This window comes from Tissierella sp., from assembly GCF_052089545.1.
Lineage (GTDB): Bacteria > Bacillota > Clostridia > Tissierellales > Tissierellaceae > Tissierella_A.
In genome coordinates, this window is the sequence record NZ_JBQDAA010000186.1 from 1 (window position 1) to 4,496 (window position 4,496).

Here is a 4,496-nt window from a genome sequence, read left to right on the forward strand (position 1 = left end):
ATTTTAATTATACACTATTATTAGTTTACGACAACTATCCTACCACATAGGGGAAGCAACCAAAGGACTTAAGGATATTTTAGATATTTAATAATCATATTATAATTCAAATGAAGAATAGGAGGCTTTTAAAATGAAAAAATTTACGATACTTAGTTTTATTCTAGTATTTATTTCAATTATAATGTTAGGCTGTCAACTACAAGACAGTAAAGATAGTAATAAAATAAATTTAAAGGATGAAATAAAAGAAATTAATATTTTTCAATCTAATGAATTTAAAAATGAAAATTCGGACTTAATTGTATCTGCTAGTGACACAGATAATACAGAGATATTTGAAACAGTAAAAACTATAATAAGTGATTCGATTAAACAAGCAGGTATTGTTGACATGATAGAGCCAAATTATAATTTAGAAATTGTTTATGAAGACGATAGTACAAAAGAACTTTATCTATGGCTGATGGAAGTGGAAGATGGGAAAGGATCTCTAATGGAGGCTGAAGACACCCACATAGTATATAGTTTTTCAGAAGACTTGAATGCTAAATTAATTGATTTAATCAAATCAAAGTAATTAATAGATTAAAAGTGAGTTATCATAATAGAAGAACTGACAAACTAAAAAATAGATATAATCATCTAAATATAAGCTAATTAATAAGTTAATATATAAAGATAAAGAATAGTTCCTTACAGGCTGTTCTTTATCTTTATATAAGGGTAAATACAATATAAGCAAACATTGAAAGCGTAATTTAAAAACTATGAATTGTGACTTTAAAAGGATGTGATGATTTGAAAAAAATATTAATATTCGTATTACTTATTTGTTCTACTATATTTGTAGTTTCCTGCTCCAGGGAAAAGTACATGCAAGAAATGACCTTATTGGATAGTATAAAAGAAATTTCAATATCAGAATTTAATGGATATGGAGGTCTAAATGAAGACTATATTGCTTCTGTATCTAAGAAAGAGCTTATATCAGATTTTGAAAATATAATAAGAAATACGAGTGATGGGAGTAAATACATAGACAAAGAAGGGCCTGACTATGATATATTGATTAAATATGAAGACGGTGGTACTCATGGGCTACATCTAATTTTAGGTGATAAAGATCAAGAGAGTAAGTTTCTATATATTGGACACGAAAATATTGCTTATTCTTCTACACAGGAAGCAACAGAAGAACTTAAGGATATTCTAAACCTCTTATAATATACAAATTATTTATAATATGATATCGTTTATATGAGGAGATGATAAAGTATGCCTAAAGATTTAAAGGAAAACTTTAGAGACATTAGTTCAGAAAACAAAAGCAGAGAAGATAGTAAAATAACTTCTTTCGATATAATAATGGGTAAGTCACAAGATCTTAATTTTGAGACTTACCTATTATTTATAAAGATTTAGATGATGAAGTTAGATAGAAACCCTAATAAAGAGGAAAATAATAAATTGTTTATTACTAAATAGAAAAAGTTTGTAACGAATCAGCCAAATTTAGCATATATAAGTGATGGGACTTTTAAAAGTCAAATTCATAGCAAGGGAATTCTAATAAATAAGAATTAAATAAAAGTTTTTATTTATAAGAGAGGAGGTAGCTTTTGTATAAAAAAGACATGTATCAGGATTATGGTGACTTTGTTTTTAGATATTTAATAACCTTAACCAATAATAAAGACTTAGCGGAAGAATTAACTCAAGAAACATTTTATCAAGCTATTAAGTCTATAGATAAATATAAAGATACTGGGAAAGCAAAATTTTCTACATGGCTATGTGCAATTGCAAAAAATGTATGGATGAAAGAACTGAACCGACTTAATAAAAGAAAGCAATTAGTTGATTCATTAAGTGACAAAACTGATTTATCTTATAACTTAGAAGAAGAATATTTTAAAAATGAGGACAAAGTAAATTTCTTCAAGAAAGCTCACCGACTTGATGAAAGAAAAAGAGAAATAATCTATTTAAGACTATTAGGAGATTTGTCTTTTAAAGAAATTGGATCAATTTTAGGAGAAACAGAAAATTGGGCAAGAGTAACGTTTTATCGTGCAAAGCAAGAACTGAAAAAGGAGGATGATAACTATGAATCATAATGTTTTTAGAGATTTAGCTCCTACTTATATTGATAATTTAACAAGTGAAGAAACTAATAAATTAATAGAAGAACATTTAAAAGATTGTAAGGAATGTAGGGAATATTTAGATCAAATGAAAGAAGATGTACTATTAGGAAGTAAAGATGAAAAAGAAGAAGAAAAAAGAAATATTGACTACTTTAAAAAGGTACGTTCAAAACAGAGAAAAAAGGTTTTTACTATTGTAGGATCATTACTATCAGTTTTTTTAATTATATTAATTAGTTTTTATATACTTATTAGTCACCAATTGAAACCCCTTCCAGAAGCGAAAAGGAATATATCCACAACAAATATCAAAATGGTAGTAGATATGGAAGACGTAGCTAATAGAACGCCAATTGTGAGAACTTATACAAAAAAAGAGTTTGATAATTTTAATGAAAATAAAATAAAAAAGATTAGAGAAATAGTAAATGGTAATATAGAAGGAGATATCCCAGCATTAGTAATAGAAAATGGAAGAGGTATACTTAATTTTACTTTTGAAAAAAAAGATGAAAAAGGTGTATTCACTAAAATAATCCCTGATGATATACCTAAGATTAAAATATCAGTTTCAAGTTATTCTAGTGAGAAAGGAGCAAAGGAAATAGATGATTCATTTATGGAACATGAAAATCGGGAAGGAATATATCTATATGAAATAAAAAGATACTTTAATGAGTTCACTGAAGATGAAAATTTTTTTTATGAGGATGATGAATTTTTTATGGAATTTCTTAATATAGAAATAAACTATGAAATTGATAAAGAAAAATATGTATCAATATTTTCAATACATTCAGTAGAGGATAAATAATAGAAAGATAAAACAGCTATAATTATTTAAATATAAGAGATAGAAAACATTGTTGAAAGACAATGTTTTCTTTTTCTTTTATTAGTTTATCATAATTATTAATATAAGGTGATTATGACAAACTAGCATAGTTAAATCTATTCAAGCTAAGGAAATACGCTTAACATCTACAAATATAAATGATATAATATTTATGAGTTGAAGATCTAATAGTATACTTAAATCTAGCCTAAAATCCTAAATAAGAGGTGCTTTTATGAAAAAGAATATCATATTACTCAGTATAATTTTCCTAACATTTACTTTAATAGCTTGTAAGCAAGATAGGAAGGTAGACAATATTATAATTGATTTAGGAGAGTCTACTAAGTTTAGTCAAGAAGAAGTAAAAGAAGCTATAGATACTGTGAAAGATAATTTTGATTTTAAAGGATGTACTCTGAAAAAACTATTGTATGATGAAGAGAAATCTAATCATGCAACTAGTGGATATATGGGAAATGGAAGAGGATCAATAAATGAAGTTAAGGCTGAGAATGTCCTTGTAATACTTTCCGAGTTTGATGTAGATTCTGTAGGTGGAGATGGTAGCTTTAATCCAAACTCAACTTACGATGATTTTCAATTTATACTAATAAGAGATGGTAAAACAAGTGATTAGGAAATTAGTGACTGGGGATATTAATATTTATATAGATTTACAGGAGGGCTAAGATGATATTAGTTAAAACGTTAAATGATAAAATAGTATTTGAAAATAAAAGAGATATTCTTACATACTTTGAGGACCATATAGAAGAAAAAGGAAAAGAATATTTCGAGGAAAACAATGACTATATAGAAATAGATGGAGATAGAATAGAAAGCTTAGAAGAGTGGAAAGAGTGGACTTCTCATGTAAGCACTGGAATATATAATGCCTTGAATGAGTTAGAAGAACTAGTAGAAGAGGAGCTTAGCTTGTTTGATATGGATAATGAAGCTCAGATAATACTAGATATCCAAGGTAAGGTTAGTATCTTTGATGAGGATCTTGAAGATGTATTATTGGAAGGAGAATATACTTATATATACTGGGATGATGAAGTAGGTGGAGAAACTAGAGAGATATGTGTTGAGTTTGAGGTTATGGAAGAAAATGATGATTATATAGAAGAAACAATTATAAAAATAAGGAAAATAAGCCTATTATAATGTGAAGAAAATAGTGAGAAATGGGAGATGAAAATAATGTTTGATATTAAAAGATTTATTGGTCAAGCTATATTTCCATTAATAGCTGCACTTATAGCAAACTATTTTATTAATAGAAATAAGAGAAAGAATAAAAGAAAACATTAACATTATAAGCAAGATATAGCAATTTTCCTAGAATAGGGTATAATAAATATATATTATATTATTTGAAAGGTAGTGAAATCATGAGTATAGCCAAAAAATGTAGAAATATTTTAATAGAATATGAAGAAATTATATTTGCTTATATTTTTGGTTCATATGTCCAAAATAATATAAGAGAAAATAGTGATATA

8 protein-coding genes are annotated in these 4,496 nt (G+C 26.6%); all 8 read left to right on the forward strand.

Translation table 11 applies throughout. From position 1 onward, the window contains the following. The first annotated feature begins 133 nt into the window (after positions 1-133). Positions 134-580 carry a beta-barrel fold lipoprotein gene (locus ACTHW2_RS11045; RefSeq protein WP_442263975.1) on the forward strand — a complete coding sequence of 149 codons (447 nt, stop codon included), beginning with the start codon at positions 134-136 and terminating at the stop codon, positions 578-580. A 221-nt stretch (positions 581-801) separates the two neighbouring features. Beyond that, entirely contained in the window at positions 802-1,227 is a 426-nt protein-coding gene (locus ACTHW2_RS11050; protein ID WP_442263976.1) for a hypothetical protein, read from the forward strand. A 51-nt stretch (positions 1,228-1,278) separates the two neighbouring features. Then, on the forward strand, positions 1,279-1,425 hold the full coding sequence (locus ACTHW2_RS11055) for a hypothetical protein (protein WP_442263977.1): 147 nt from the start codon (positions 1,279-1,281) through the stop codon (positions 1,423-1,425). A gap of 197 nt (positions 1,426-1,622) precedes the next feature. After that, the gene (locus tag ACTHW2_RS11060; RefSeq protein WP_442263978.1) at positions 1,623-2,120 is read left to right on the forward strand and encodes an RNA polymerase sigma factor; all 498 of its coding nucleotides are present in this window, start codon (positions 1,623-1,625) and stop codon (positions 2,118-2,120) included. After that, positions 2,110-2,964: a zf-HC2 domain-containing protein gene (locus ACTHW2_RS11065; RefSeq protein ID WP_442263979.1), complete on the forward strand. Its 855-nt coding sequence runs from the start codon at positions 2,110-2,112 to the stop codon at positions 2,962-2,964. The genes ACTHW2_RS11060 and ACTHW2_RS11065 overlap by 11 nt, the downstream gene beginning before the upstream one ends. A gap of 256 nt (positions 2,965-3,220) precedes the next feature. Next, positions 3,221-3,625, forward strand: a complete 405-nt coding sequence (locus ACTHW2_RS11070; RefSeq protein ID WP_442263980.1) for a DUF4829 domain-containing protein — start codon at positions 3,221-3,223, stop codon at positions 3,623-3,625. A 53-nt stretch (positions 3,626-3,678) separates the two neighbouring features. Continuing rightward, positions 3,679-4,158, forward strand: a complete 480-nt coding sequence (locus tag ACTHW2_RS11075; RefSeq protein WP_442263981.1) for a hypothetical protein — start codon at positions 3,679-3,681, stop codon at positions 4,156-4,158. 227 nt (positions 4,159-4,385) lie between these two features. After that, on the forward strand, positions 4,386-4,496 hold a 111-nt coding region (locus ACTHW2_RS11080), incomplete at its 3' end, for a nucleotidyltransferase domain-containing protein (RefSeq protein WP_442263982.1).